The 25,245-nt window shown below is 56.7% G+C and carries 13 protein-coding genes and 4 pseudogenes; 7 read left to right on the top strand and 10 right to left on the bottom strand.

Annotated elements, in window-relative coordinates; translation table 11 throughout:
- Positions 1 to 245: 245 nt before the first annotated feature.
- Positions 246 to 2,576, top strand: a complete 2,331-nt coding sequence (locus tag C6A77_RS07365; protein ID WP_114168870.1) for a P-loop NTPase fold protein — start codon at positions 246 to 248, stop codon at positions 2,574 to 2,576.
- 210 nt (positions 2,577 to 2,786) lie between these two features.
- On the opposite strand, the gene C6A77_RS07370 is transcribed toward C6A77_RS07365, so the two are convergent.
- The 3 genes and pseudogenes from C6A77_RS07370 to C6A77_RS25925 all read right to left on the bottom strand — a co-directional run.
- Positions 2,787 to 4,415 (bottom strand): ATP-dependent helicase, encoded by a 1,629-nt coding sequence (locus tag C6A77_RS07370; protein WP_114168871.1) that lies wholly within the window; start codon positions 4,413 to 4,415, stop codon positions 2,787 to 2,789.
- Positions 4,415 to 6,136, bottom strand: a complete 1,722-nt coding sequence (locus tag C6A77_RS07375; protein ID WP_114168872.1) for an AAA family ATPase — start codon at positions 6,134 to 6,136, stop codon at positions 4,415 to 4,417. The genes C6A77_RS07370 and C6A77_RS07375 overlap by 1 nt, the downstream gene beginning before the upstream one ends.
- 217 nt (positions 6,137 to 6,353) lie before the next feature.
- Positions 6,354 to 6,635 (bottom strand): annotated as a pseudogene (locus C6A77_RS25925) (pyridine nucleotide-disulfide oxidoreductase); the annotation flags it as partial.
- A 240-nt stretch (positions 6,636 to 6,875) separates the two neighbouring features.
- Between C6A77_RS25925 and C6A77_RS07385 the strand changes: the two are divergent.
- The 4 genes from C6A77_RS07385 (at position 6,876) to C6A77_RS07400 (ending at position 15,385) form a co-directional block, all read left to right on the top strand.
- Positions 6,876 to 9,494, top strand: a complete 2,619-nt coding sequence (locus C6A77_RS07385; protein ID WP_114168877.1) for a PD-(D/E)XK nuclease family protein — start codon at positions 6,876 to 6,878, stop codon at positions 9,492 to 9,494.
- Positions 9,494 to 12,667 carry a UvrD-helicase domain-containing protein gene (locus C6A77_RS07390; RefSeq protein WP_085625588.1) on the top strand — a complete coding sequence of 1,058 codons (3,174 nt, stop codon included), beginning with the start codon at positions 9,494 to 9,496 and terminating at the stop codon, positions 12,665 to 12,667. Before C6A77_RS07385 ends, C6A77_RS07390 begins: the two co-directional genes overlap by 1 nt.
- 37 nt (positions 12,668 to 12,704) lie before the next feature.
- A complete protein-coding gene (locus C6A77_RS07395; protein ID WP_023093042.1) occupies positions 12,705 to 13,916 on the top strand; it encodes a phospholipase D family protein in 1,212 nt (403 codons plus the stop codon).
- Positions 13,917 to 14,137: 221 nt separating this feature from the next.
- The gene (locus C6A77_RS07400; protein ID WP_206605917.1) at positions 14,138 to 15,385 is read left to right on the top strand and encodes a hypothetical protein; all 1,248 of its coding nucleotides are present in this window, start codon (positions 14,138 to 14,140) and stop codon (positions 15,383 to 15,385) included.
- 132 nt (positions 15,386 to 15,517) lie between these two features.
- Here C6A77_RS07400 and C6A77_RS25930 read toward each other — a convergent pair.
- The 7 genes and pseudogenes from C6A77_RS25930 to umuD all read right to left on the bottom strand — a co-directional run.
- Positions 15,518 to 15,702: pseudogene (locus C6A77_RS25930) on the bottom strand (XdhC family protein); the annotation flags it as partial.
- Between the two features lie 144 nt (positions 15,703 to 15,846).
- Positions 15,847 to 16,323, bottom strand: coding sequence for a hypothetical protein (locus tag C6A77_RS07410; RefSeq protein ID WP_164497661.1), 477 nt, complete (start codon positions 16,321 to 16,323; stop codon positions 15,847 to 15,849).
- Positions 16,304 to 18,343: a hypothetical protein gene (locus C6A77_RS25935; protein ID WP_241507399.1), complete on the bottom strand. Its 2,040-nt coding sequence runs from the start codon at positions 18,341 to 18,343 to the stop codon at positions 16,304 to 16,306. The genes C6A77_RS07410 and C6A77_RS25935 overlap by 20 nt, the downstream gene beginning before the upstream one ends.
- The gene (locus C6A77_RS07420; protein ID WP_085625658.1) at positions 18,340 to 20,070 is read right to left on the bottom strand and encodes a site-specific integrase; all 1,731 of its coding nucleotides are present in this window, start codon (positions 20,068 to 20,070) and stop codon (positions 18,340 to 18,342) included. The genes C6A77_RS25935 and C6A77_RS07420 overlap by 4 nt, the downstream gene beginning before the upstream one ends.
- Positions 20,063 to 21,352, bottom strand: coding sequence for a site-specific integrase (locus C6A77_RS07425; RefSeq protein WP_047338304.1), 1,290 nt, complete (start codon positions 21,350 to 21,352; stop codon positions 20,063 to 20,065). The genes C6A77_RS07420 and C6A77_RS07425 overlap by 8 nt, the downstream gene beginning before the upstream one ends.
- Before the next feature lie 76 nt (positions 21,353 to 21,428).
- Positions 21,429 to 21,747, bottom strand: a pseudogene (locus tag C6A77_RS07430) (DNA polymerase V subunit UmuC); the annotation flags it as partial.
- Positions 21,737 to 22,165, bottom strand: coding sequence for a translesion error-prone DNA polymerase V autoproteolytic subunit (gene umuD, locus C6A77_RS07440; RefSeq protein WP_114168878.1), 429 nt, complete (start codon positions 22,163 to 22,165; stop codon positions 21,737 to 21,739). The gene umuD and the pseudogene C6A77_RS07430, both read right to left, overlap by 11 nt.
- 101 nt (positions 22,166 to 22,266) lie before the next feature.
- Between umuD and C6A77_RS07445 the strand changes: the two are divergent.
- A pseudogene (locus C6A77_RS07445) lies at positions 22,267 to 22,954 on the top strand (SOS response-associated peptidase family protein).
- Positions 22,955 to 24,061: 1,107 nt separating this feature from the next.
- Positions 24,062 to 25,072 carry a tRNA dihydrouridine(20/20a) synthase DusA gene (dusA, locus tag C6A77_RS07450; RefSeq protein WP_114168875.1) on the top strand — a complete coding sequence of 337 codons (1,011 nt, stop codon included), beginning with the start codon at positions 24,062 to 24,064 and terminating at the stop codon, positions 25,070 to 25,072.
- Positions 25,073 to 25,245 lie beyond the last annotated feature (173 nt).

A 25,245-nucleotide genomic window follows, 5' to 3' on the forward strand; every position in this document is an offset into this window, starting at 1 on the left:
GCGGGGTTGCGAATGTGCGCAGTCTTCTGCCCGGTCCCTGCCAGATGGCAGAGGATCAGCTAGGATGCCGGGATAATTCTGGAAGCTGCATCGAGGGCTGAGTGTCGAAAAATGGTAGAAGTACAACCTGCAAGAAATCGCCAAAAAATCTTTGCCCGAGACCCGTTACCCGATCCTTCAAGCACAGGTACCCAGTCACCTCACCGAGTCGCTGGTTTCAACTATTCCGAAGGAGGGCCAGTGCGATGACTGGAAAGTGGGATCTGATTGGTCAATGGTTTCGCAATCGCCGAGCTGAGCCAGATGCGCCTGCCCAGGCAGGCCAGCAAGCTGAGCTCGGTTCTGAGACTCCAATTCGCACTAAAGCGGATGACCGGCTTCGCAGAGCAGGATATGCAGTACGCATAGCCGGTGTGCTATCAGAACTCAGTCCTCGTGAAGGCCGCGTATTCGCGATTCGCGGAGGCTGGGGATTTGGGAAGTCATCACTCAAGTACCTTGTGATTGAACAGCTCAGCGCCAGGACCAATGGCAATCAGGTTCACTGGCTCGATTTCAACCCTTGGCAATGGGGCGACGGCACCGCCATCACCCGCGCACTGTTCGGTCAGATTGCCGACCAATTAGGGGGCGACCATTCACAAGAAGCAATCGAACGCGCTGAAGCTTTGCGGCGCTATGGTGCGATTCTCTCTGGTGCTAGCGCACCGCTAAAATCCGTCAGCGGAGCGAGTCAAAAGATATCGTCCATTTTGACCAATGCTTCGGTACTCTTCGTTGCGTCAGCCATAGGTTTTGACCTTCCTAAAGCTGCTACGGTAGCTGCCGTTTTCGCGGGCTTGTCCCTTGGAGCTTCGTTGCTCGGGCGCTATTTTAAGCATCTTGGACGCGACCGAAGCGGTGAATCGCTAGACGTAATTCGCAAAGCGCTAGAGGAAAAGTTGCGTGAGCTAGAACGCCCGCTAATCGTCTTCGTCGACGACATTGACAGACTCGAACCCGAACAGATTCGGGTTCTTCTGCGGCAGGTTAAAGCTAACGCGAACTTGCCAAATATCGTTTTCGTTCTGCTTTTCCAGCCCAGTATTGTGGAGAGCGCCCTCAATCCAGTGGCAAACGGAAACGGCCGCGCCTTTCTTGAAAAAATCGTGCAAGCTAGTTTCGACCTCCCTGCGGTTCCAACCCACATGGTGCATCAAATTTTCGGGGAGCAGCTGTCCATTCTGGCCGGTCGCTATGCGACCGAGGATAACGGTTTCTCAGACGTCCGGTGGGGCAATGGCTTAATCGGCTGCATACAACCTCGGTTGCGGAACATGAGAGATGCCCACCGGCTTCTTTCGTCTATTGCGGTGCATCTCCCTCTGCATGCATCCGGCGAATTTTTCGAAGTGAACCTAGTGGATTTCCTCATTCTGGAAACGTTACGCGTTTTCGAAGCAGACCTACACGAAGCTCTATTTGAAGAAAAGTCATTGCTCTTGCAAGAACGTCGGTTCGGGATGGACGGGCAGAGAGCCTCCGTGCAGGAAGCGACCAATACCCTGCTAAACATTGTTCCGGAAGAGCGGCGCCAACTTGCCCGAGATGCCATCAAAGCGCTGTTCCCGCCTCTTGAGTGGGCGCTGGGCGGCACTCAATACGGTGATGGATTTCGTCAGGAGTGGCTGGCAGCCAAGCAGGTTTGCACTGCTCGCTTCTTCCCGCGTTATTTTGAGCTGCAAACTGCGACTGGTGAGATTTCTGAACGTCGTTTCATCGGGTTTCTGGAAGCAGCTTCGTCGGACGAAAGTCTTGCAGCCTCGATCGCTGAAATTGAGACCGATGGTTTGTTGCAGTCGCTAGTCACGCGCTTGGACGAATCGGTCGGGCGAGTTCCGGTTCAAAACGCTGCGGTTCTACTGCCTGGATTGTTCACAATTGCCCAGAAGCTCGTTCGCTTCGATGGTGACCCTTTCAGTTCCCCTTGGGTGTCAGCATGGCGAGCAACCTCGTGGTATTTGAAGGCTATTCCGAAAGAGGAGCGAGGCCGCCTGGCGACAGAAGCGTTGCGAGAGACTAAAGCGCTTTCTGTTGCAGGCATAATTATTCACCTGAATGACCCCAACGATCATAAGGATGTAGCCGACTTCACCCCGGCACTCGACTTAGAAACCCTCGCTGCAATGAAAGCCATCTGGCTGCATTTGATAAGAAGTCGTGCGGCTAGCTCTCAAGGTTTGCTTGCCGATCCTGATCTGGTATCTCTGCTCTATCGATGGAAGCATTTCACTGGATCTCTTGCCGAGCCCCGCACGTGGATGTCGGACGCAATCAAAACCGATGAAGGCTTTTTGAGCATGGTTCGAAGCATGATGAGCACTGGTAGAAGCCACACGTCGGGCGATCGTGTCTCTAAAGTGCACAACATGTTCAGCAAGGAGGCTCTAGAGGACTTCATAGGCCTGGACGTAGTGATTGCCAGATGCGATGCCATTGATCCAGACCATTTCCCTGAGCATGAGTTATCGCTAAAGACTCTACGCAGTCACTTGGATGCTTGGAGCCAAGGAAAAAGCCACCTGATGTACATTTAACCTGCAATAAACCATGCTTCCAGTTGGTAGCTGCTGATTGTGACCAACAGCTACCAATTCGAATCACGCATGAATTTTTTTCTGCAAGCTGTCGCTGATGCCCTGAATGAAGATCGAATGTCAGGCCATAACCATTCCTCAATCGCTTCGACAGGCCGAGAAGCTGCCAACGGCAACTTCAAGCCGATGACCTAGCAGGCAGGTATAGACTTACCAAGTGAGTGGTATCGCGTTCGCTCCATTTCTGCCAATGAACTGAGATGGTGCGCCATTCTTGACCTCTCCCCGCGTGTTAAAGCGAAGATTCGATGTCATCAACACGCAAGCTTTGATCGCACGAGTGATCCCTACGTAGTGCAGATTTAGGCATTGAATTTCATCCTGGAAAATAACTTGACCATATGTACCCGGCGGATACAGACGTGTAGGGATCACATGATCGTAAAGATCAGCATGAAATACCAAGTCGAATTCCAATCCTTTGGCTTTATGCAGCGTCATGATCTGAATGGCGGCATCATCGGCTCGTTGAAACCATCGGAGTTTGTTGGCATCCCCACAAATGACAGCAAGCTCCATTCCACCATCCGCAGATGGCTGATGCCCCAGCAGGCATGTGGCAGCATCCAGTACGGTCTGAACCAGGTGGCATTCAAGACAAGACCTACAACTCAGTATTGCTCTACGAACTGCACGCCGTTCGCGGGTGGCGAGCCTGGGCAAATTCGCTCGATCAATCAACGCCTCGGCAGTCTTCTGAAGGTCGTAACGCAGCCGCAATAAGTCCGAGAAAAGGCTTGCCTCAGCAGCCGGCGTAGCCGTGAAAGGGCTATCCTCTATGAGGCGGTGCGTGAGCTCCAGATTGTCAGCAATCAAGCGCGCTGACTGCTGATGCCGACACAAAATTGCGACCTTGTCCGCCGAAGCAACTTGGTAATGCTGCATGAGATGGGGAATAGCGGTTCTCAACCAATTCCCAACCGCTCTTTGATCACCTATAACTGTCTTGATGAACACCCGCTTATCGTCTGTCAGAGCGATAGGATGGTGTTCATCAAGCAATCGAAGTGCGAAATCGTTGATCGATGGGTGGCTGCGAAAATTCGTGGTAATGGCAAAAGGGGCAAAGCCACTGCCGTGTGCCGTTAGCTCAAGCAGGTAACGAGGGTCCTTGTGCGCGAACCCATAGATCGACTGATCACTATCGCCCACCGCAACAGCCATTAACCCCAGAGCCTTGAGCCTCAAAAACAACTGATGCTGGAAATGTCCGCTGTCCTGATATTCGTCGATGTACACCGCGCGATACCGCGCGGTTATATATTTTTGACAAGCCGGAGACTGTTCGATTATGTAACGGGCCAGCATGCCCACAGCTTCAAGCGGGACGAACCCCTGCACCAATGCCTCATGTAGGAAAGGCAGAAAATCGGCTGTGTTGGCAACGGTCGCGTCAAGGACCGGAATTGCCGGCAGCATTCGCGTCACCGCTTCAGGCAGCTCCCGGAGCTTTGCCGTCTTCACGTTAGTGGCGACAGGCATCAACTGCCGCGCGAACGGAAAGACGATCTCGCGCAGACAGAAGTCATCGATCGTGCCAAAAAACGAGCTTTTCACATCAAAAGCGTCGGCTTTGCAACGGCGCTCCAGCTCATCGCTTGCTTTATTCGTGAACGAGATGGCGATGATGCCTTGATAGGGGCGCAGCTCGGATACGAGGCAGCGAACCTTGCGGGAAAGGACACTGGTTTTACCACTGCCAGGACGTGCCACGACAACCATGTCGCCCACATACTCAATGGCCTGCTCTTGTTCCGGGCTGGGCTTGAAGATGGTCATCACCAAGCCTGCCCTGCAGCGTTGAGGCAGTACATCAGCGGCTTCAACAAATCCCCTTGCACTGGTGCGATGAGCTGATCCCCGCAGTGTTCAAGGAATTCCTGCATGCGGATAGCCTTTTTGCCCTGCAGGTAATCAATAGCTTGAGCCAGAGTATTGCCTTTAAAACCTGCCAGTAGCGCAGGTAGCTCAATGGCGATGTCATTCTCTAGATCGATTTTCGAGAGATAGATACCAAAAGGAGCGACAGTAGCACTCACCGCTTGCCAGTTGCCATCGGCTAAGCAGGCCGCATGGTCATATGGCACTGGCCGGTGAGCCTGAGAAGGCATCCCCGCTAACGAAAGAGCACGGTTGATACCCGCCACATGGCGATGTACCACCTGCGCTCCCTGAGGACCTAGCGAGATATTGGAGATGTCATTGTCGGTTCGCATGGCCCATGGGATTTCCAGGGCATCCAACACATGTTTGTAAACTTGAAATGCCACGCCATCCACGGACAAAAGCGATATGTTGCGGTGATCGAGATCGATCTGATGAGCTCGTGCCAGCGCGGAATAAAACAGCATTTCGGAGGGCCCCTCGACCAGCATGACCGCCGAGGCAAAAAATGCCTCCGCCGGAAGGATACTGATTCGGTAGCCGAGCCCCGTCCAGGCATCGTCAACGCAGGCGGAGCAGCCCTTACTGGCAGCTCGGGATGCGCCGTTGTCTCGTAGCAGCCGGACAATAGAGTCGGGCCGATAGCTTGCCGCGATCTGTGGAGAGTGCGAGGTGACTATGGTCTGACCGGGCAGGGAACTGATGAGATAGCTCGCCAGTTTACGCTGCTGATGAGGATGCAGATGCGCTTCAGGCTCTTCAACGCAATAGATTACTACCTCGCTATTCTGATCGTGCTCAAGCACGCTTTTGGCTTTCCACAAGGCGAGCAAAATCTGGTTATTACGACCGTCGCCACCGAGCATCACCCTCGAACCGTTGGTGCTTGCCCCCAACTCCAACTGCTCGATGAATTGTTCGATGCCGATCGCCCCGGTATCTAGAGACACGTTATACCCAGCATGATGGTGGGAGAGCGCCCTCAATTCATCGTTGAGGTCTTTCGTCGCCTCAGCTACGTAGTACAGGCTCCTGACCCCATCGTTTACAGACTTCAGTAGCTCATTGAGTGCCTGTAATTGTTGAGTGTCGGCCTCTGTCTCTGGCTGGTTGCGGGCGGCCTGAGCGAGGCGCAGCAAATGCCGTTTCTCCGAGCGGATGTATCGCACAAGGTCACGTTGAGAATGGATGTACTTCAGATGCAGGTATTTCAGATAGAAGCGGCTGGAAATAACCTCCAGCGCATCGACATCATGGCCGGCAGCGATCTCATAGCGGTAATCCGGGCTGTAGCCTCGAAACTCAAGGAAAAAACACCCATTAGCACCGACATGCCCCTTAAGCTGAGAGAGCACGGCATCCTGAGTCACCTCGGAGAAGGCAATTCGGATTGAAAACGAGTCAGCCTGCGTGCCGTCTTGAGCGCAATGGAAGTCATGCGTCGACGGTTCGATATCGGCGTCTGACAAACTCTTGTCCAGCAGAAGCCGCAACGCATGGATCATGTTCGTTTTGCCGACGTCGTTGCTCCCAATCACCAAGCTGTTTTTGGCCAGATTGATGCGAGCGTCAGCAAAGTTTCGGTACCGCTTCAGTTCAACGTAATCGATTTTCATAAGTGCCGGAAAGCGTCCTGCTACCTTTGTTATGGGCTGTCGGCGATGAAATCCGGTTATTTGGACAGCCACAATCTGGGACATGTAGTTCGCGGAGTCATGCTAGCCTTCGAAGTATCAAAGAGCCAGCAGCACGTAACCGAAAAGTCACTCTCCATTTTGGCCAGTTCCGCTCCTGCGGCCGATCAAGCGGGAGTCTTCTCAGATCCACAAGAGATTACCCTCCTGGCCTGCGCAGCGACTTCAAGGACTGCTGGGCGAGTCTCGGCCTGGCGACCTGTGTAAGCTCATTTAGCACCACGCGTTCCGTGTGACCGAGCCAATAGCCCACCACCCACAGTCTGGGCTCACTCACAAATCGGGTCCCTTCGACTTCTACACGTCCTTGCTCAGTAACAACCCCCAGGCTGGCGAGGTGTCCCAAGGCTGGTTTGAACCCAGTGCACCAGATCACCGCATCGACTGCGATCTCCGAGCCGTCTGCCCAGACCACACCGTCAGATTAGCATTGCGCTACGTTTGGGATGGGTTGACCACCCCACCACCCAGTCGCTAGCAAAGGTGACGCTTGGCTCATCCTTGGATAAAACGAAGCAGGTCAATAGTCGGAGCGCAGATGGTGGCAATATGCCGCTGTACGAAAATGGCTACTGTCGATTACCCTTGTCGACTCGGAGCAGGTGAACAAGAAGCAATAGAACGCTTGCATTCGATTGTCTTCAGGGGAGTCAACTTCAGCATGCACGTCACTTTTGGCCTGTTCCTGGACGCCCGCCAAGGGCCGTCCCCGAAAAACTTCTTCAACACTCCAGTAGTCGGCCGCCTCGGATTTCTGTCCCTACTGGAAACCTACCTCGGTCTGAGCGCGCCGGAAGCGTCCACGGCCAAACGTGTTGCGGTCTACTCCGGCCTGCTTCGGGACCATGACAACAACTCACGCTTCTACAGTGAGTCCCTGAAGGCCGACAGCATCGGTACGGCCGCGCGCCTGCTGGCTTGGCGAGACGAGTGGCGACTCGGCGGCTGGGACGGCAGCGCACAGCCAACGCACCCTTCGCGGCTCCGGGAACTTGCCGCCATCGAGAATGCTGCGCTCGAAGTGCTGCCGCACGGAGAGGCAGAGCGCTTGCACTTGGTGGTGCAAGCTCTACGCGAGTCCGGCCCCGGCCCCATCAAGTCAGTTGCGCTGGTTGACATGCCCGAAGACTTCCCGCTCCTCTGGCGACAAGTGCTCGACTGCCTACCTGCAGTGGACGTCCGCCTTCCTGAACCACAGGGCGAAGGTCAACTCCGTGCATTGCAAGATAGAGCTCTGACCGTGCTGGCCGGCGGCGCTGCAGGCAGTTTGGCCGCGCCGACTGATGGGAGCGTCTTGCTGGTGCACGCCCTCACCGCCACGACCGCCGAAAATTGGTTGAGAGCACAGCACTCGCACCTGCCTGGCGACCGACTGGTCCTGGCCGAAGACGCCGGCGATTCTCTGGACGTCTCTCTAGCCGCAACAGGCGGGGTCAAATGTGGGTTCGAACGCCCGAGTCAGCTTCGCCCAGCGCTTCAGGCATTACCCCTTGCCATGGAGATGTGCTGGGAACCTCTCGACATCAATCGACTGCTGGATTTCTTGACCCACCCGGTCGGCCCGTTTACCCGTCACGCGCGAAATACGCTCGCCCGCGCGCTTTCCAAGCAGCCGGGGATTGGCGGCGAGGCCTGGACTGCGGCCAAGGCTAAGCTCGCCGAAGGTGACGACGCCCAGGAAATCGCAGCTGATATCACGTTCTGGCTGGAGTCCGAGCGTTGGTCTCGCACCGTCGGAGTGCCTATCGATGCACTCATCGTTCGAATCGGCCGGCTGAAGGAAGCGATGCGTCGTCGCCTCACTGGTGAGTCCGCCGATGTGGCGAGCTTCTCGGCGGCACATCGCCAATGTACGGCAGTCCATGACGCGCTGACCGAGCTGGCCCGGCAAGGCCTGGAGAGCGTGCTGCCGCGGCAAATTGAGCAGTTGGTCGCCCACGCCACGCCTGCAGGGACAACCAACCCCGCTGCGGTGCCCCATGTCGGTTGCATGCGTTCAGCAAGCACGGCTGGCGCGTGCGTCGAGGCAGCCGACGAGGTTGTCTGGTGGATGCCGTCCACGCCTGTTCTGCCCTCCCCACTGCCCTGGTCCCCCTCGGAGGTGGAAGCGCTTACTCAGCAGGGTGTCCAACTGCGAGACCCGGCACGTGAGCTAGTGTCCCTGGCACAGCAGTGGCTACGGCCACTACTTGCCGCGCGGAAGAAATTTGTCCTCGTCTGCCCTCCTCCTCATGCAGAAGTGCATCCGGTTCGCCAGCTTCTGAAGAAGCTCATACCGGACATCGAATCTGGCATGCTCGATCTGGACATCGCCCTGGGCTCCACACTTCTCGGGACAACAGCCGAAGTGATTCCAGCTCAACCGCTTCCCACGCCCTCAAGGCAAATCCAACTCCCGAACCCCATACAGCTCAGGGATTATGCGCAATCGTTCACCACGCTCAACGAACTCTTCAACAACCCCGCCCTCTTCGTCCTGAAGCGTGTGGCTGACTTGGAGCCCAGCTACGCCCTAGCAGTGGAGGAAGACAACCGCCTGCTGGGCATCCTTGCGCACCGCGTGTTCGAGAAGCTCTTCGCTCACGACGATGCCTTGACTTGGTCGAACCACGCTGCAATCGACTGGTTCCACACTGAAGCCGACATGCTCCTGCAGACCGAGGGTGCCGTACTGCTCATGCAAGGCGCAGGTGTAAGCCAACAACACTTCCGCAAGGTCTGCGAAGGAGCCATCTGCGGTCTCCTCGATCACCTGAGGTCCGCTGGCGCAATACAGGTGCAGACCGAAGTCGAGTTCACCGGAACCCTGGGCGCAATCCCGCTGATCGGCAAGATTGACCTCCTTGTCACGCTTGGCGACGAGCGAACTGCCGCCTTGGATATGAAGTGGCGAAGCGACAACTACTACGCCGGCTTGCTTCGCTCAGGCGAGCACCTGCAGCTGGCACTCTACTCAAGCCTCATCGAACAAATGAAGGGTGTCGCACCCGCCGCGCTTGGCTACTTCATCCTGGAAAGCGGCGCATTGTACGTCACCGCTGCCGACACCTTCCCGAAAGCGCAGGTCAGAAGGCCTCCAGACGGCGTTACCATCGCCACACTATTGGACCGCGCACGCACCACTTGGAATTGGCGCAAGCAGCAACTGGACGCAGGGGCCATCGACGTCGTTCCGGAAGGTCCGACCGACGAGTTCCAAGGCCCTGACGGAACCCTTCAGGTTAATGGCCCAAGCAAGTGGGATCGTGACCACCTCGTTTTGCTGGGAGGCTGGCAATAATGCGCAACATCGAGTTCATCAGCGCAGGCGCTGGCAGCGGCAAGACCTACAAGCTGACCGAAACACTCGCCCAAGCGCTCGAGTCCGGCGCAGCTCGGCCTCATGCCATCCTGGCCACAACCTTCACAGTGAAGGCCGCCACGGAGCTGCGCGAACGAGCCCGCTCCTGGCTTCTCGAGAAGGGACGCATCGACCTGGCCACAGCCATTGGCCAGGCCCGTTTGGGTACGGTCAACAGCGTCTGCGGCCAGATGCTCAAGCGTTTTTGCTTCGAGCTGGGTCTGTCTCCAGACCAGACTGTCCTGAGCGAAGGTCAATCCAAGCGGCTGCTCAAAGCCACCTTGGCCGAGTCAATGGACGCAGCCGCACAAGCAGAATTGGTTCGACTCACCGAGCGATTTGGCATCGAGCAGGCAGACTGGTCTAAGACTGTCGAGAGCGTCGTCAAGGCCGCGCTCGACAACGACATAGCGCCAGTAGCGCTTCGCACAATGGGTGCTCAAAACGCGGACTCGATGCTCGCGAACTGGCCGGCCCCAAGTACAGGTCCAGATCCAACCGAGGCACTGGCAGCCGCGCTGGACGAGGCGCATCAGAAGGTAGTCACTTATGTCGAACAGCAGCAGGCTGCCGGCGCCAAGGTTGCAGAAAACCTCCGTAAGGGACTCGAAGGGCTGCAGAAACTGGACCGCCTCTTCCGTGAAGGCCGCTGGTGCTGGCCCGACTGGATTGGCGCGGCAGGGATTGACGCTGGCGCCAAGGTCAGGGACACCCTGGAACCAGTAAAGGCCGCTGCCCAGGCACACGAGGCTCACCCAGCCTTTCATGCAGAAGTCCGTCGTTACCTTGACCTGTTGTTCAACCTGGCAGCCGACGTTCTAGATGCCTACGAGCAGGCCAAGAAGGCTCTGGGTGCCGTTGACTTCAGCGACCAAGAGGTACTGCTACTGCGTGCACTGAGGACAAAATCAACCGTCCGCGAAGTCTTGGCGGCAGAGCTGGATCTCATCATGGTTGATGAGTTCCAGGACACCAGCCCTCTTCAGCTGGCGCTCTTCGTAGAGTTGGCCAAGCTCGCCAAGCGGTCAGTCTGGGTCGGAGACCCCAAGCAGGCAATCTACGGGTTCCGCGGAACGGACGCGAGCCTCATCACCGGCGTCCTCGGCGCAATCAAGGACTGGGGCGGAACCATAGGGAAAGCCTTGGACACCTCCAGGCGCTCCATCGAGAGCCTCGTCTCGCTCACCAACGACGTGTTTCGCTCCGCATTCGAGCCCGACCTAACGCCTGCGCAGGTTCAGTTGCAGCCGTTGCGAAAGGACATCCCAAACCAGGCCGCGCTGCTGAACTGGAACTTTGAGAGCAGTCGAAACGACACAGACTATCTGGGCCTTGGGCAGGCCGTCCATGAGTTGCTGGAATCCGGAGTCAAGGTCGAAGATAAAGAAACCAAGGAACTCCGTCCGATTCAGGCCGGCGATGTCGGAGTGCTGTGTCGCTACAACGAGCAGGTCGAGTCTGCAGTCACGTCGCTCACGCGATGGGGCATCCCGTCAGCCAGCCCGCGTTCTGGCCTGCTGGGGACCGCAGAAGCCATCTATGTAATGGCCTGCCTCAGGCGCATGAACGACCCGACCGATACGGTCGCGACGGCACTGGTTCTCACCCTTGCCGAGGGCACTCCGGTCGAGACATGGCTCCAAGATAGATTTCAGCACCTCGCCACCAACGGTGCGAAGTCCTACGAGTGGAAGATAAAGGGCGATAGTGCCCATCCGCTACTGGCCCGATTGGAAGAGCTGCGTCCAACGCTCAATGCATTGACACCACAGGAAGCACTGCGACTTGCCGCTGCTGAGTCTCAGGTCGCGAGGCTGGTAGGCCAATGGTCTGCCTCCCCTCACGAAGGCCGCAACCGACTGGCCAATGTCGAGGCGCTGGTCGAGTTCGGCAAGACATTTGAGGACGAGTCTGTTGCCGCGAAGCGGCCGGCGACCGTCAGCGGCATGCTTCGTTGGCTAGATGAACTCGCCAGCGAAGAGGACGACAATCGGGCCACGTCATCAGATAACTCAGTCTCGGTCCTCACATATCACGGTGCCAAGGGCCTGGAGTGGCCAGTCGCCGTGCTGACAAGCCTAGATGCGACGGCACGCAGTTCACTCTGGGGCGTCCGCGCCAGGACTGTTGGAGGCTTTGAGCCGCAGCAGCCACTTGCCAACCGCTTCATCCACTGCTGGCTGAAGACTTGGGGCAAACGGTCCCAGCCCCAGGCCGCCCTCAACGCCGAGGCCAGCGCCACTGGTCAAGCCATGCAGGCCGAAGCACTGGCGGAGAACAAGCGCCTGCTCTATGTCGGCCTGACCCGCGCTCGCGATATGAATGTCGCAGTATCTTTCAGTCGCTCTCGCGGACCGGGGCGAGCTTGGGTTGACGAGATTCAAGGCGCAGTCGCGCTCTTGTTTGGCGACTCAGGAACCGTGGCGCTTCCGGACGGCCGGCAGCTCTCCAGGCAGTCAAAGTCCTGGAGCAAGGACGACTGCGCAGTGGAGCCGCCTGCCAAGACATCTGAGGACTGCTACTGGTTCACACCTCGCCCACGCGTGCAGGCAGAGCCGTTGTGGCATCGACCGAGCTCTGCCTCAGGCGGCATGTTCAAGGTCGCCGAGACCGACGCCGTAGGCGTCAGGCTGAGCTTGGCAGGCAAGCCCGACATGGCGTCGTTGGGCACGGCGCTCCATCTGTGCATTGCGCGCGCCGCAGTCCTTGGTGGCGTCCCGGGCCCAGACGTAGAACACATCCTGAAGGCTTGGGCTGTGGCTGACTCTGTGGACAAGGATGCTGTTTGCGCCCAGGTCGAAGCGTTCCTGGCTTGGATAGCCAAGCGCTGGCCAGGCTATCCCGTTCACGTCGAGGTGCCCATCGAAGCGGATGGCCCGAACGGTACTCGAATCCGTGGCCGCATCGACCTGCTAGTGGAAGAGCCCAACGGCTGGATTCTGCTGGACCACAAGTCGAACCCCGGCGGTGCCGCCAGAGACGAAGACTTGGTGGCTGAGCATGGGCCACAGATCGAGTCCTATAGTCATGCTCTTCTCAGCGCGACCGGCAAGCCCGTAAGCCAGCGATGGCTGTACCTGCCGGTCGCTGCGCGAGCAGTTCGTCTGTCCTGACACCCCCAGCTCAACAGAAACACGAGGAGAAGTAAGGATGGATGTGGAATTCCTGTCGGCTTCGCAGACGCAGGCAACTCTCATAGCGCTGGTCGAGAGCTGCGAGTCGATGCAATGGGCAGTAGCCTGGGGCACCGAGAACGCAGTCTTCGACGCAGCGATGAAAAACAGCTCGAAGTTCGAGCACTTCGTCGTCGGCACCCACATGTTCCAGACGCAGCCCGAGGTTCTTGATCGAGCTGCAAGGCTAGCGGGCGCAGCCGTCGTTCCCCCCACTGGCGACCTGTTCCATCCGAAGGTCTACCTATTTCGCAACGGGAGACGCATCCGCTGTGTAGTCGGTAGCCCAAATCTCACGAACGCCGCGATGAGCCGTAACGTCGAGGCAAGTGTTCTGCTGGATGGTTCTTCAGACGATGCAGCGCTGGCAGAACTCAGTCGCTTCGTCGCAGAGGCATGGAGGGGCGCGGAAGACATCTCGCACGAGTTTCTCTATCGGTACCGCCACCAGTACGCAGCCAAGGCGGCAGCACGAGAGGAACTGACCAAGTTCGCTGATGTTCGGCCACCTTCTAGGCCGAATACCAAGCGCGCGCCACATGATATGAGTTGGGCGGACTACCTCGTGCAAGTCCGAAGCTCATCACACCCGTCTGCGCACCTGTTCAAGGAGCGCTTGGGAGTCTTGACAAAAGCACGCGCTCTTTTCGCGACCCGCATACCCTACGCGAAGTGGAGCGAGGACGACCGCAAGCTGGTCGCCGGCACTCTCGGGCGCAAGAAGTCCCAGCAGCCAGGCGTGGACTACGGGCTTTTCGGGAGCATGGGTGCAAGTGGGACGTTCGCGAACCTGGTCATCGAGGCTCCCGCAGGTCTCTCTGACGCCCTCGATTTCATCCCTTTGATGGGCGCGGTCACACAGGACGACTACGACCGCTACTGCAAAGCATTCATAGCAGCCTTCGACCAGAACGGGCGAGTCGGCGGACTGCCGACCGCGACCAGGCTCTTGGCGATGAAGAGGCCTGACGCATTTGTGTGCATCGATTCGGCCAATCGAAAGGATTTGTGCGAGAACTTCGGTGTCAGCCCGAGCACAACGAACCTGGAGAGTTACTGGCAGCGTATCATCGAGCCTATGCATGGAGATGCGTGGTGGAGACATCCTCAGCCGAGCAATGCGGCTGACGCCGAAATCTGGTTGGGACGCGCAGCGCTACTGGACGCCATCTACTACACGCCCCGCTGAGCATGCTGTTCTTCGGCCGACACAGACCGCTTCCATCGCTACGAAAACCGCAAAGGTTCACCGGCCCCAAGGGCATTCTCTGCCATGAGAAAATTCTAGGTGAAGAGCCCTCCCGCGTCGCGACGCTTGCCCCTGTTTGTAGAGATGAGCTCAGTGTGATGCTGCCACAGATCAGTAACCTTTTCTGGCAGGCCCGTATGCTATAAAAACAATCCGACTTCGTGAGCCTGATCGCCATGCCAAGTAATGAAGCGCAATTTTCTGTAAAGCCAGGAACGATAAAAAAGAACAGAACAAACGATATATGTATAGCCTATCTCCAAGATAAGTGGCGAGAGATCCTAACCACAAGGTTTGACTATTTCTTCCAAAAGTCACCAGAAAGTGGTCAGCGCATGGAACTGATCATGAACTGCATGATTCAAGGTCTGAAATCCCTTTTCTTGAATTTTTCAGACTTGAAGGACACCCAGTTCAATAAGCAAGTCATGCTTGATGATGTCGGCATATACTCCCAGCGGATGGCAGAAATGCTGTTTTATTACCGGCTTTTAGGGATGGGCTTTGAAGACATCAAAAGCAAGGATGCTGGGCCGGACTTTGTCGCCAGGAAAAATGGCGAGACATTCTGCTTCGAAGTGGTCACACCAACCCCGCAGGATCATATCAGAAATCTCATTAAACAGAGAAAGTTAGAGCCTGAAGACCGAGATACGGTTTTCCGTGAGCGATTGCTGTCGGTTACGTCGGCTATCAAGGACAAGTTGAAGAAGTTTGAAGATCACAAAGCGGCCGGGCACGTACCAGAAGCTGCCCATTACATAATCGTCGTCAATGATTCGCTGCTGTTACCCTATGACCAGCCTTGGTATGGAGTGCTGGGTGAGCTTTGCTTTGGCGATAGTACTTTACCGATTGCCGTGGATGCAACGCTTGGCTCTGGGGACATCGATTTCTCTGATCTTCTCGGTGAAGAACCTTCGGGGGAGGATGACGTCGAGTTCCAAAGTCTTGTCATGAGGAGCAGTTATGGGATTTCTGTCAACGGAGGGGAGGCGCAAACTCCAGAAGACTCCTTGTTACGTGTAAAAATCAGGAAAAAAATCCCCACCAGGAAGAGCACCGATACCGTCGCTGTTGATATAGCCGAATCTGTGGGCGTGACTGGAATTTACCAGATAACATTGCGTGAAGACCTGATGTTCTATCATTCGTTTAAATCTGGCCGAAGTATAATGCCCGCTTCTGCACTGATCAGCTCGGTAAAAAATAAGCAGTTGGTCAGGGAGGCTATATTTTTTACTTCTAAATATGCTAAAGATGAGGCTCTGGTACAGCCATATATCTCATCTGCGCGTTTGTTTGGCTACGAGCCAGACGAATATAACAACTTGGCTGTTTATAATGCGTTCTTCAAGCCGGTCTTGGAAGGTGGGGAGTTTTATCAGCCGCTAGAATCTAAAGATTAGGCGGCAAGTCGAAGCTCACGGCAGCGCTTTTTGTTACGGGGATAGTGGATGCAAATTCTAGTATCCGCTATCCCTGTTTTTATTTTTAATCAGGTTGAGCAGATCAAAGGGGTAACGGGGGGGAGCTCAGGCTTATGGGCTGCCCGCAGAGACCTGTGATTCCAATGAGAGCCTGGCACCGGTGACGCTCAGACCGCCCTGCAAGCTGATGCCGTTCTTGGCGGCAAGAACCTCAGCCATCTTACCGCGATTTCTGCAGGTGTTTTGCTGCAGATGAAGATGCCGATCGGCCCTCGCAGCCGGTGAATTCTGAGACTGCACCTGCCAGTCAGCCCTCGGCACCAAGCTTTTCCAGTCGCATATATTTCGATTTTTTCGCATCTATTTCGAAAACCTACACCAGCTGCCTGTCGGCTCCCGAGCGGTCGAAAGTCAGCTAGCAGAGTGCGACCTCTCTGTTGCTAGCTCCCAGATTCGAGTTTTTTGCGTCCTCGTGGATCAATGAGTAGGACATTTGAGGTTGGCAGTTGGCGCTCCAATTCCGCAATACGATCATATAGCTCGAGAATGGTGGCGTCGGCCTCACTAAGTAGGCTGGCTAGGTGGTCACGCTGCTGCGTGATTTCCTCGATCCGATCTCGAAGCCCACGATTTCTTCTGCGGGCTAATAAGCTGACCTGACGTACTGACGGCGGTCGCTGCTCCGCGTGTCCTTCTACGTATTTTTGGATTTCAGCGATCAGTAAGGGGAAGCGAGCTTTTTTCAATGCAGATGAATCGCTGCCGGCCTCCTTCGCAACGTTGTTCTGGCTCACAGGCGTTCCCTTTGGCAGTCGTTCGGGGTTGTTGCTCTTCAGCCGTTCGAACGCTGCGCGATACTGCTCGCCGGCACTCATTCTCTTGGCCGGATCAGCGGGTTCATGCTTGCCGGATGACATGGCGATAGTTCTCCACACTACGTTTCTGGGCTTCCAACGAAGTCCTTAGCGGACTGCCTACCTCGGCAGCGGCTAGGCGCTCATCCAATACCGCCTCTAACACTTCGACTTCGTCGAGTTGCTCGGGGTCATACAGCACGTCTGCACAGGGTTTGGTTTCTCCGGGGGAGTCGCCCCCTCCGCAGCGAGCGATATTGTCGATGCCACCATAGGGACAAGGGACTCGGCTCGTGCAGATGCCCAACAAAATCGGCCGATGAGTGAGTGCTCCCTTCTTAGCCAGACTGATCGCTTTCTTGGCATCCAGAGCTGAGATCAGACGGACTATCTCTGATTTCCGTCTCTCACCGTGTGGGCTGACAAACCGGTTGCTCGTCAGCTGTTGCAGTTGCCTGCCCAACGTCTCGTACATAGTGCGGACATAGTAGGTATGGGCCTTCTCTTCCAGCCGTACCCTGGAATGGTTTTGCCCGTAGTAGAGACTCATGGCTCTGGCGACATGCTTTAACTGAAACTGCAGTGAAGCGTCGCTGACCAGGCCGGACGCCTGCATGTTCACTGCGCCGGTTCGCCGGAGTTGATGCCATGCCAACGGCCAGATTTTGCCGACCGTGAACTCGTCGGTCAGCGCCGGCGTCACCAAGCGAGCCAATTCAAGATCTTCCTGCGTAATGCGCAACTGCTCCGGGTCGAACAGCGTGTCGAACGACTGAAGCACATTGGAATAGCTCGGAATCGATGGCCGAATCGTGCGGTTGATCTTGGTGTGCTTCGTTCCCCACGGTTCGAGCCAATAATCCAGCAAGTAGCGCTTTGCCGGATCGCCAGACGCTGAGTCCTCGCCAGGCGTAGAAGCGCACTCTGCACGGAGGTTTGCGACCACGCGCATGGCTTCAACGGCCATCTGAGCCGACGGTGATGTGACCCAAACTGCCTCAGAGTCCGACATCGTCTTGGTCGTTCGTCCGCGCAGTACGTGGATTTCGCCAAACTGCGGATCACGCTCTATATCCAAGCAATCGACGCGCAGATTCCAGGCCTCTTCGACTCGCATCAGGCTGAAATTCAGCAGATAGCTAAGCCCAGCTCGACTCACGAGGTTGAGGTAGCGACTCAGTGTTTGAACGCGAATTTCACGGTCGCTTACTCCCATCCAGCGACGAAACAATTCTACCAGCCCCAACCGGTGCGCGGTGTCGATGAATGGGCCGTAATAGTGCCGCCCGCTATGCTTGCCGTTTGTTCCATCCGAAGGCCACTGAAATGGGTAGAACGACAGTGGTCTGTGGCGTCCTTGGAGACCAATGGAGTTGTGCCTATAGGCCGCCAGACAGAAGCGGAAGCACTCCTCCAACTGGTGACGATGCGCCAAAAAATCGTCCAGGCATTCGCGCAAGCGTTTGATTTGATAGTGCCAAATGCGCGGCGGGATATAGGGAGTCTGGAGCTTCTGGTGGTCGGGCATGGCCGCTGCGAGGCGTGCCAACCCTGCGCGATCCAACAGGGTGAAACCCAGCGCATCCCGCCGCTCGTACAGCTCATGCAGCAATGCCAAAAACTCACCTGACCGGGAAGCTTGGAGGATCTCCGGGAGACGGTCCGCGACACGCGGAAACTGACTCAGCTCGGATGCCAGAATGCCTTCTTGAGTGCACAAAACGAACAACCGACGCATCTGGTCGAAGCGCGTTTTCAGACCTCGGTATCCACGGGCTCCATTGGGACCGTATAGCCACCAGCCGGTTACGGTCCGCAATAAATTGGCGTTCGTAGGATCGATCGAGGCGACATATTTCTTAGCTGGGCCATCGCCGAAATTAAGAGTGACCCGTTTTCTCGACCACGGGTCGAGCCGCCAGATGGCATCCCCCCAACGACTCACCACCTTACTTGCGGCGTCGAGAATGACCGGCCAATCACGCTGGGGCGGCCAGACTGGCGGCCGATAGTTCGGTGCGTCAGGAACCGCCAAGGGCGAGTCGATGCCGAGGCCAAGTTCGGAGAGAATACTTTTCGTCATGCTGATCTTTGCCCCACTTCCGCCAATCGAATGAAACCATCCCAAGCCGGGTGGTAATCCCCCTCGCGAATACGCGCCCGCGCTTCTTCAACCCACAGCCTGCGAATCTCACTACTTTCTTCGAAAAAGTGCAGCTTGGCAGTCAGTCGCTGGATCACAAGCAATGCCGGATGCTCTGGAGTCGACTGCTTTCCGGAACTGGGCGGGCGGTAGCGTGCCAGCTCAAGCGATTTGAGGTAGCGCAAGCTACTCAGAGACCACACATGATCTTCACTTTCGATATCCCGGTGCTGGGTACAAAACAGGCAGCCAGCAGCATTGACGCAGTCGGGTTGCGGAGCATTCTGCGGCATAGTGCCGACTGGCTCCGGTGTAGCTGATACGCACCTGCCAGGAGCGGGTGGTGCAAGGGAGGGATCGGTTTGTTGATGGAAGCGCGAAATCTCCACCATCGCGATCTGTGGGTGGGGATCGGCATATACGCGTATCAGTGTTTCCACCGTATGTTGGGCTAACTCGGCAACCTGCTGCGGGTTCTGAGATTCCCGAAGCAACCAGTTGATGCGAGTCGCGCGTAGTTTGCGTGGCCTCACCACTGGCATGCCAAGCTCACGGCAGATGCGTGTTATGTTCGTGAACTGTGTCGCCTCTTCTAAGATTCGTCCGCCGCTGCGTACAAGCGGAAAGAGCAAACCATCCGGCTCCTGAGGAAACCATTCGGCACGCCATTCGAGATAGCGTTCAAACCACTCCCGGTAACTGGCGAAGATCTCGAACAGCACCTCTCCTTCGCGTCGTTTTTTGTAGGCACGGACTTGGTAGCCGTCCAAGTGGCTGGCGTAATGAAACTGCTCGACCCTAAGGGTATGTGCTTGCTGGAGGTTCAGGCCGGTCTGAGCAATGAACATCAGCATTTCACTCTCGATCCGTAAATTAACGAGGGGAAAACGAGTACGCAGAGTCCGATCTTCATCGTAGGCGGCACGCGCTGCCAGGGAGGCTTTAATTTGCGCTTGGCTTCGCGGTCTGGTACGGCGCGCCGCCAGTTTCTCGGGGCTCTGCAATCCCGACCATAGTTCCAGCACTCGGCCGGTGCGCAACGAAATACAAACTGGGAGAGAGGCCGTTGTCCCCTTCCAGGTTAATGCCTCGCATACGTCAGCTAGAAGGTATCCGAATGCGAAAGTGCTTTGCAGGTTCTGCTTGTCCGCCGTGCTCGTGTGTACTTTGCCTTTGCCGCGCGGCTTGCGGATACGCGTGCTTTTGCTCAGGCTCGCCTGGCGGTCTAATGCTCGGTCCAGCATCGTCGCCGTGAGCCTGGTGAGATCGTATAGAGAGCCATCGCTGAAATTGCGCTCGATTCGATGACGCTGGAGCAAATGCTCGCTCCAATGAATGAAGGTGCTGGCCGCTGTCTCAACACTGAGATTCACGTTTTCTGAATCTGCCCAAGCAAAGAAACGACGCAATGCACTGATCTTGTTCTGTGCCGAAAAACGGCTTCCGCCACCTGCAAGATCGTCAGCCATGTGTTCGTGCAGCCGCGAGACCAATTCGATACGTTCCGGCAAGGGACTGCCGAGTTCGCCTTGGACGATCTGACAGGCCACTCGCTTCACCTTTGCTGCCGCGCCTCCGCGAAACAGCAACGGCCGTAGGTCCCAAGGTGTTTCAGTGGCCCCATACTCAAGCATTGGAAAAGTGAGATCGATTTCGGAGCTATCCATCGTGTCGCGCCCCAAGGCCGATCCCGCTAAACGCCACCATGAAGCTATTTGAGAGGGCCTGCTTAATCGGCAATGCCTGTACGAAACGGATATATTTAAATGTGGTAGCTTCAGAGTTAGGCCCATGAAGCAGCGCATCGCTGACAGTCGCAATGACGATAGAAACATCGGCACAAGCTGAGAGCGCCAGACGTGCCAACTCGGTACCGAAAGTGCAGCGCGACTGATGGAAACGAAATTTTCGTAGCGCCTGTAGCCCTGCTTTGACACCTCGTTTTCGAAATTCGGACATCTCGACATTCACAGCGGATGACTGATCGGTGCCGCGTCTGCCATAGGCATTTCCAAAGCGGGTCAAGAATAGCAAGTCCCGATTCTCAGGAGACGCTTTCGCCTCTCGCTCCATCCTCCGCCAGCCTTTGGCATATTCCAGTAACTCTTCACGCAAGGCTTCGGGTATCCAGACCTGGCCCGTCACACCGAATTTTGTGTGCACTGGCGGATTCGCGCCTGGACCAACCGCTAGACGTAGCAGTCCATCAGCGGACGGGTCAGGGACAGCGTGCTCAAGAGCTTGAATTTTGAGATCACAGATGCTGCCGAGCCGCATCCCGGTAAAAAAGCCAAGAGCCAACATGAGGTACAGCTCGGGCGTGGCGTTCTCTGCAGCGAAATCCAGAATTGAATCGCGATCAGTCTCCGAGACCGGCAACAGCCCATCTTCAAGCGTTTGGCCTGGTCGCTTACGGTTCGGGATACTGAGGTCGGTGGTGGTTCCGCTGATCGATCGCTCGAACCCCACCTGGTCGAAGTATTTAAGGACATAGGGCTTATCCCGCCACAGCTGGACGTGTGGAGCAAGAAGCTCCCTATGCCTTACCCACCGATAGAACATGATGCAATTGCGCATGTACTCAGACGCCGTGGAGGGGCTGATCTGGCCGGCATCGCGCATCTTAATCAACGCTCCTCGGTACAACACCAGACAGCGGTCAGCTTTTCGAGCCGGAAACTCGAACCACTGCAGATCACGAGACTCCAGGAATTTCGCGTAATGCAGAAGGCCATTCAAGTTACTGGCGACGGTCTTCAGAGAAGCGTCACCAGTCGTTGCTCGTTCCACTGCCCACAGGTTTGCCTCCCTCCAGGGGGCATAATCCGCCCAAAAGATTTGGGGCAAGCCTTCAATGGATGGCCGGCTGCTACTGGGGGAGTATGCGACGGCGTTCTCTCCGCGAACGAGGTAGTGGGGAACGAAATGAACGTGCTCTAGCGTCGCCATTCAACGCCCCTGGATAGACCGATGATGTCCATGGTTGGCATTTATAGGTTTGGGTGCCCGCACTATACAACTTACTCTTATCGATCGAATAGACCTCTGCCGCAGGCACCATGGACTCGATCAGCGACATGACCCGCTCGCTCATGTCGCCATACAGCGCATAGTTCGACGAGAACGCCACGATGCCATGCCGGCGAAGTTTCTCCTTCGCCTGGAAGTAAGGCTCGCCCATCTTCACGTACGGCTTGGCATCGTATGATGCGTGCGATCACGCAGCCGTCATTGTTGCTGAGCACTACGATGGGCGTCTTGGCCAGATCCGGACGGAACACACGCTCACAGCTCGCATAGAACGAGTTGCAGTCGATAAGCGCGAACACCTGATCACTGCGCATGGTCGCGCACGCTATACCGCACCACACCCCAGACGACCAACTCATCGCCCTCCATGATGTACCGAGGTGGATATGCCGGGTTTTCGGACTTGAGGATCACTACTCCGTCGCGGCGATGAAGCCGCTTGCAGATGGGCTCACTGTTGACAGCTGCAATGACGATATCGCCGTGCTCTGCCTCCCGCCCCCTGTCTACGATGACGAGGTCACCAGAGTAGATGCCCGCCCCTTGCATGCTGTCGCCCTCGACTTTCACCAGGTACACATGGGGCGCGCGAAGGTCGAACAACTCATCAAGGGAGATATGACCTTCCAGATGGTCTGCTGCTGGCGACGGAAAGCCTGCCGGCACGTGGAATGAGTACAGCGGTAGCGGTTCGGTACCGCCGGTTGGCGTACCCAGAAAAGTGATGGTCATGGTGGAAGGTCCGATGCAAACTGTATGCATATACAGTAAATCCGGCATCGTTCGCCCGGTCAATCCTGGGCAGCGAAATTTCTGACAGACGAGAGGTGGTTATGTGTGGACGGTACTCGATCTACGAGTCGATGGATCACTACCTGCGGCAGCTATCGCTGACCTGGTGGTAATCAACGGCTATGACCATGAGCCGATCGGTCGCTACAACGTAGCGCCGTCGACGCGAGTCGAGATCGTTCGCCAGGCTGGGGATGGGTTGTACGTTGATCGCGTGAAGTGGGGATGGGCACCATTTTGGGCGAAGGGGAAGCGTCCAGCTCCGATCAATGCTCGGGCCGAGACGGTGGTGACAGGGAGTTTTTTCAAAAGCTTGTGGCCAGGCTGCCGGGCTTTGGCTCCGGCGAATGGATGGTTTGAATGGATATCCGATCCAACAAACCCGAAACGTAAACAGCACTACTACATCACCAGCGCCGAGGGGGAGCCGCTCTTTTTTGCGGCGCTTGCTGAGGTGCACCACGACGTGGAGCCGGATGAGCGAGACGGGTTTGTGATCATTACAGCGGCTGCCGATCAGGGCCTACTCGATATACACGACCGGAAACCTCTTGTGCTCACACAGAGGTTGCACGTGAGTGGATCTCGCGCTCTACCTCGACCGAGCGCGCTGAAGAGATAGTGCGAACGGGCTGCCGAACCGCAGGCGATTTCAAATGGCATGCTGTACGCAGGGAGGTGGGTAACGTCCGCAATCAAGGGCATGAATTGATATTACCTGCGAATTGAAAAAACCTCAGCCACCCCCGGGGCGGCAATTTTAGCGGCTAAAACTACGAAACCTCCACAACCGCTAGTCAAAAGTTTAGCTAAAGAATTCGTTAAATAACGAAAACGTTAAATCTACAAATGTAGAAATCTCCATTCCATCCAGTGCTCAAAAGAACAAAAACGCTTTTGCGCAAAAACGCAAAAGCGCACGTAATCCGCTGCTCACGAGCCCTGGGCTCATGGTAATACCTCACGACCCAACGAAAAGAACTGTTGACAAGATTCAAAAAAATTAGATTAAATTTGCTACAAACGTGGAATCGAAACCATCTCACACAACCGCTGAGCGCTTGAGCTCATCTTGGAGAAAGTATGTCAACCTTCAATTTGTTCCTTATTCTTTGTATTGAGGTTGTCCGATGGTTTCACTTACTCCAATTAGAAAAATTGCTACAACACTGAACACTGCGAATCATGATCCTTAACTCTTCAGCAACTCAGCCGTGCCGTGTCGCTGGTGTATGTTGGTATAGTAAATATCCATACGTCTGAAGTGGAATCCATCAAAGGCTCACCGGATGTACCTATCCGGTGAGCCTCTTTTCACTTGATGCCTTCACGGGTGTAGGCCTAGCAAGCCTTCTTCACTCACCTTCGTCGGTGATGGCGATAACTCGTTGAGCATGCGCTCGGTCAGGTTGGGCTCTTACTGCACCATGCGAGAAATCGCGGGCACCTCATGATGGTACGTAATGGATGGCACCGGCTGCGCCGGTGTTCGCGGGTAAACCCGCTCCCACAGGGGATAGTGCAAGCCTCTGGGGTACCGAGCTTGCGTTGCGCTGGCATGTTCGAGGCGATGGACGACGTCCGGTGATTACCCTCAAGGGCGTCGGTATGTCCGCTGCGGAAGCCTTTGTTGAAGATTCGTGAACTGGCCCGTTTGGAGGTTTCAGGGGCAGGACCATCTAACCTCTTTCCAGACGAATACCCAGCTCTCTTGGTAAACTGGCGGCCTGCCCTGGCAAACCCCGACGTTTGCCGCCGACTTTTGCTACGGCGTTCCTCGGGTTTGCTACAAACACCCCGAAACCGCTGAATCTGGTACCAGACCCGTTGAACGATATGACCACAACCCCAGGCTCTAACCCAGCAACCACGCGCCCTGAGCCTTCCCGTCGCTTCAGCGTTGCCCCCATGATGGACTGGACCGACCGCCACTGCCGGTTCTTCCTGCGCCTGCTGTCCAGGCACACCCTGCTCTACACCGAAATGGTCACCACCGGCGCCCTGCTGCACAACGACGCCCAGCGTTTCCTGCGCCACGACGCCTCCGAGCACCCGCTGGCCCTGCAACTGGGCGGCAGTGTGCCGGCCGATCTGGCCGCCTGTGCCCGTCTGGCCGAGGACGCGGGCTACGACGAGGTCAACCTGAATGTCGGCTGCCCGAGTGACCGGGTGCAGAACAACATGATCGGCGCCTGCCTGATGGCCCACCCGGCGCTGGTGGCCGACTGTGTGAAGGCCATGCGCGATGCGGTGTCGACGCCGGTCACGGTCAAGCATCGCATCGGTATCAACGGCCGCGACAGCTATGCCGAGCTGTGCGACTTCGTCGGCCAGGTGCGCGAGGCCGGCTGCCGGAATTTCACCGTGCATGCGCGCATTGCCATCCTTGAAGGGTTGTCGCCGAAGGAAAACCGCGAGATCCCGCCGCTGCGCTATGACGTGGCGGCGCAGTTGAAGGCGGACTTCCCGGACCTGGAGATCGTGCTCAACGGCGGGATCAAGACGCTGGATGAATGCCAGGCGCACCTTGCAACCTTCGACGGGGTGATGCTGGGGCGTGAGGCGTACCACAACCCTTATCTGCTGGCGGAAGTGGATCAGCAGTTGTTCGGCAGCGATGCGCCGGTGGTCAGCCGCAGCGAAGCGCTGGCGCAGTTGCGGCCTTATATCGTCGCGCACATGGAAAGTGGTGGCGCGATGCACCACGTGACCCGGCATATTCTGGGGCTGGCCCAAGGGTTCAAGGGGGCCCGGCGCTTCCGCCAGCTGCTGTCGGCGGATATTCACAAGGCGGCGCAGCCATTGGCGGTGTTCGACCAGGCGCTGGAGCTGTTGCAGGGGCGGTAACCCGGCCCTGACAAGAGCCGCATTATCTGTGCGAGCGAGCATGCCCTGATACCAGTCAGTTAAGCGATTTGGGGCCGCTTTGCGGCCCATCGCCGGGGGGGCCGGGGGGGGCCCGGGGGGGGGCGGGGGCGCGGGGGTGGGGGGGGGGGGGGGGGGCGGGGGGGCGGGGGGGG

This window comes from Pseudomonas sp. AFG_SD02_1510_Pfu_092 (assembly GCF_003331055.1).
GTDB lineage: Bacteria > Pseudomonadota > Gammaproteobacteria > Pseudomonadales > Pseudomonadaceae > Aquipseudomonas.

Bases quoted from the DNA above. Each gene is read 5' to 3' on its own strand.
- C6A77_RS25935 (WP_241507399.1), bottom strand. From the start codon at position 18,343: ATGACGAAAAGTATTCTCTCCGAACTTGGCCTCGGCATCGACTCGCCC.
- C6A77_RS07370 (WP_114168871.1), bottom strand. From the start codon at position 4,415: ATGACCATCTTCAAGCCCAGCCCGGAACAAGAGCAGGCCATTGAGTAT.
- C6A77_RS07425 (WP_047338304.1), bottom strand. From the start codon at position 21,352: ATGGCGACGCTAGAGCACGTTCATTTCGTTCCCCACTACCTCGTTCGC.
- C6A77_RS07390 (WP_085625588.1), top strand. From the start codon at position 9,494: ATGCGCAACATCGAGTTCATCAGCGCAGGCGCTGGCAGCGGCAAGACC.
- umuD (WP_114168878.1), bottom strand. From the start codon at position 22,165: ATGACCATCACTTTTCTGGGTACGCCAACCGGCGGTACCGAACCGCTA.
- C6A77_RS07375 (WP_114168872.1), bottom strand. From the start codon at position 6,136: ATGAAAATCGATTACGTTGAACTGAAGCGGTACCGAAACTTTGCTGAC.
- C6A77_RS07410 (WP_164497661.1), bottom strand. From the start codon at position 16,323: ATGTCATCCGGCAAGCATGAACCCGCTGATCCGGCCAAGAGAATGAGT.
- C6A77_RS07365 (WP_114168870.1), top strand. From the start codon at position 246: ATGACTGGAAAGTGGGATCTGATTGGTCAATGGTTTCGCAATCGCCGA.
- C6A77_RS07420 (WP_085625658.1), bottom strand. From the start codon at position 20,070: ATGGATAGCTCCGAAATCGATCTCACTTTTCCAATGCTTGAGTATGGG.
- C6A77_RS07395 (WP_023093042.1), top strand. From the start codon at position 12,705: ATGGATGTGGAATTCCTGTCGGCTTCGCAGACGCAGGCAACTCTCATA.
- C6A77_RS07385 (WP_114168877.1), top strand. From the start codon at position 6,876: ATGCACGTCACTTTTGGCCTGTTCCTGGACGCCCGCCAAGGGCCGTCC.
- dusA (WP_114168875.1), top strand. From the start codon at position 24,062: ATGACCACAACCCCAGGCTCTAACCCAGCAACCACGCGCCCTGAGCCT.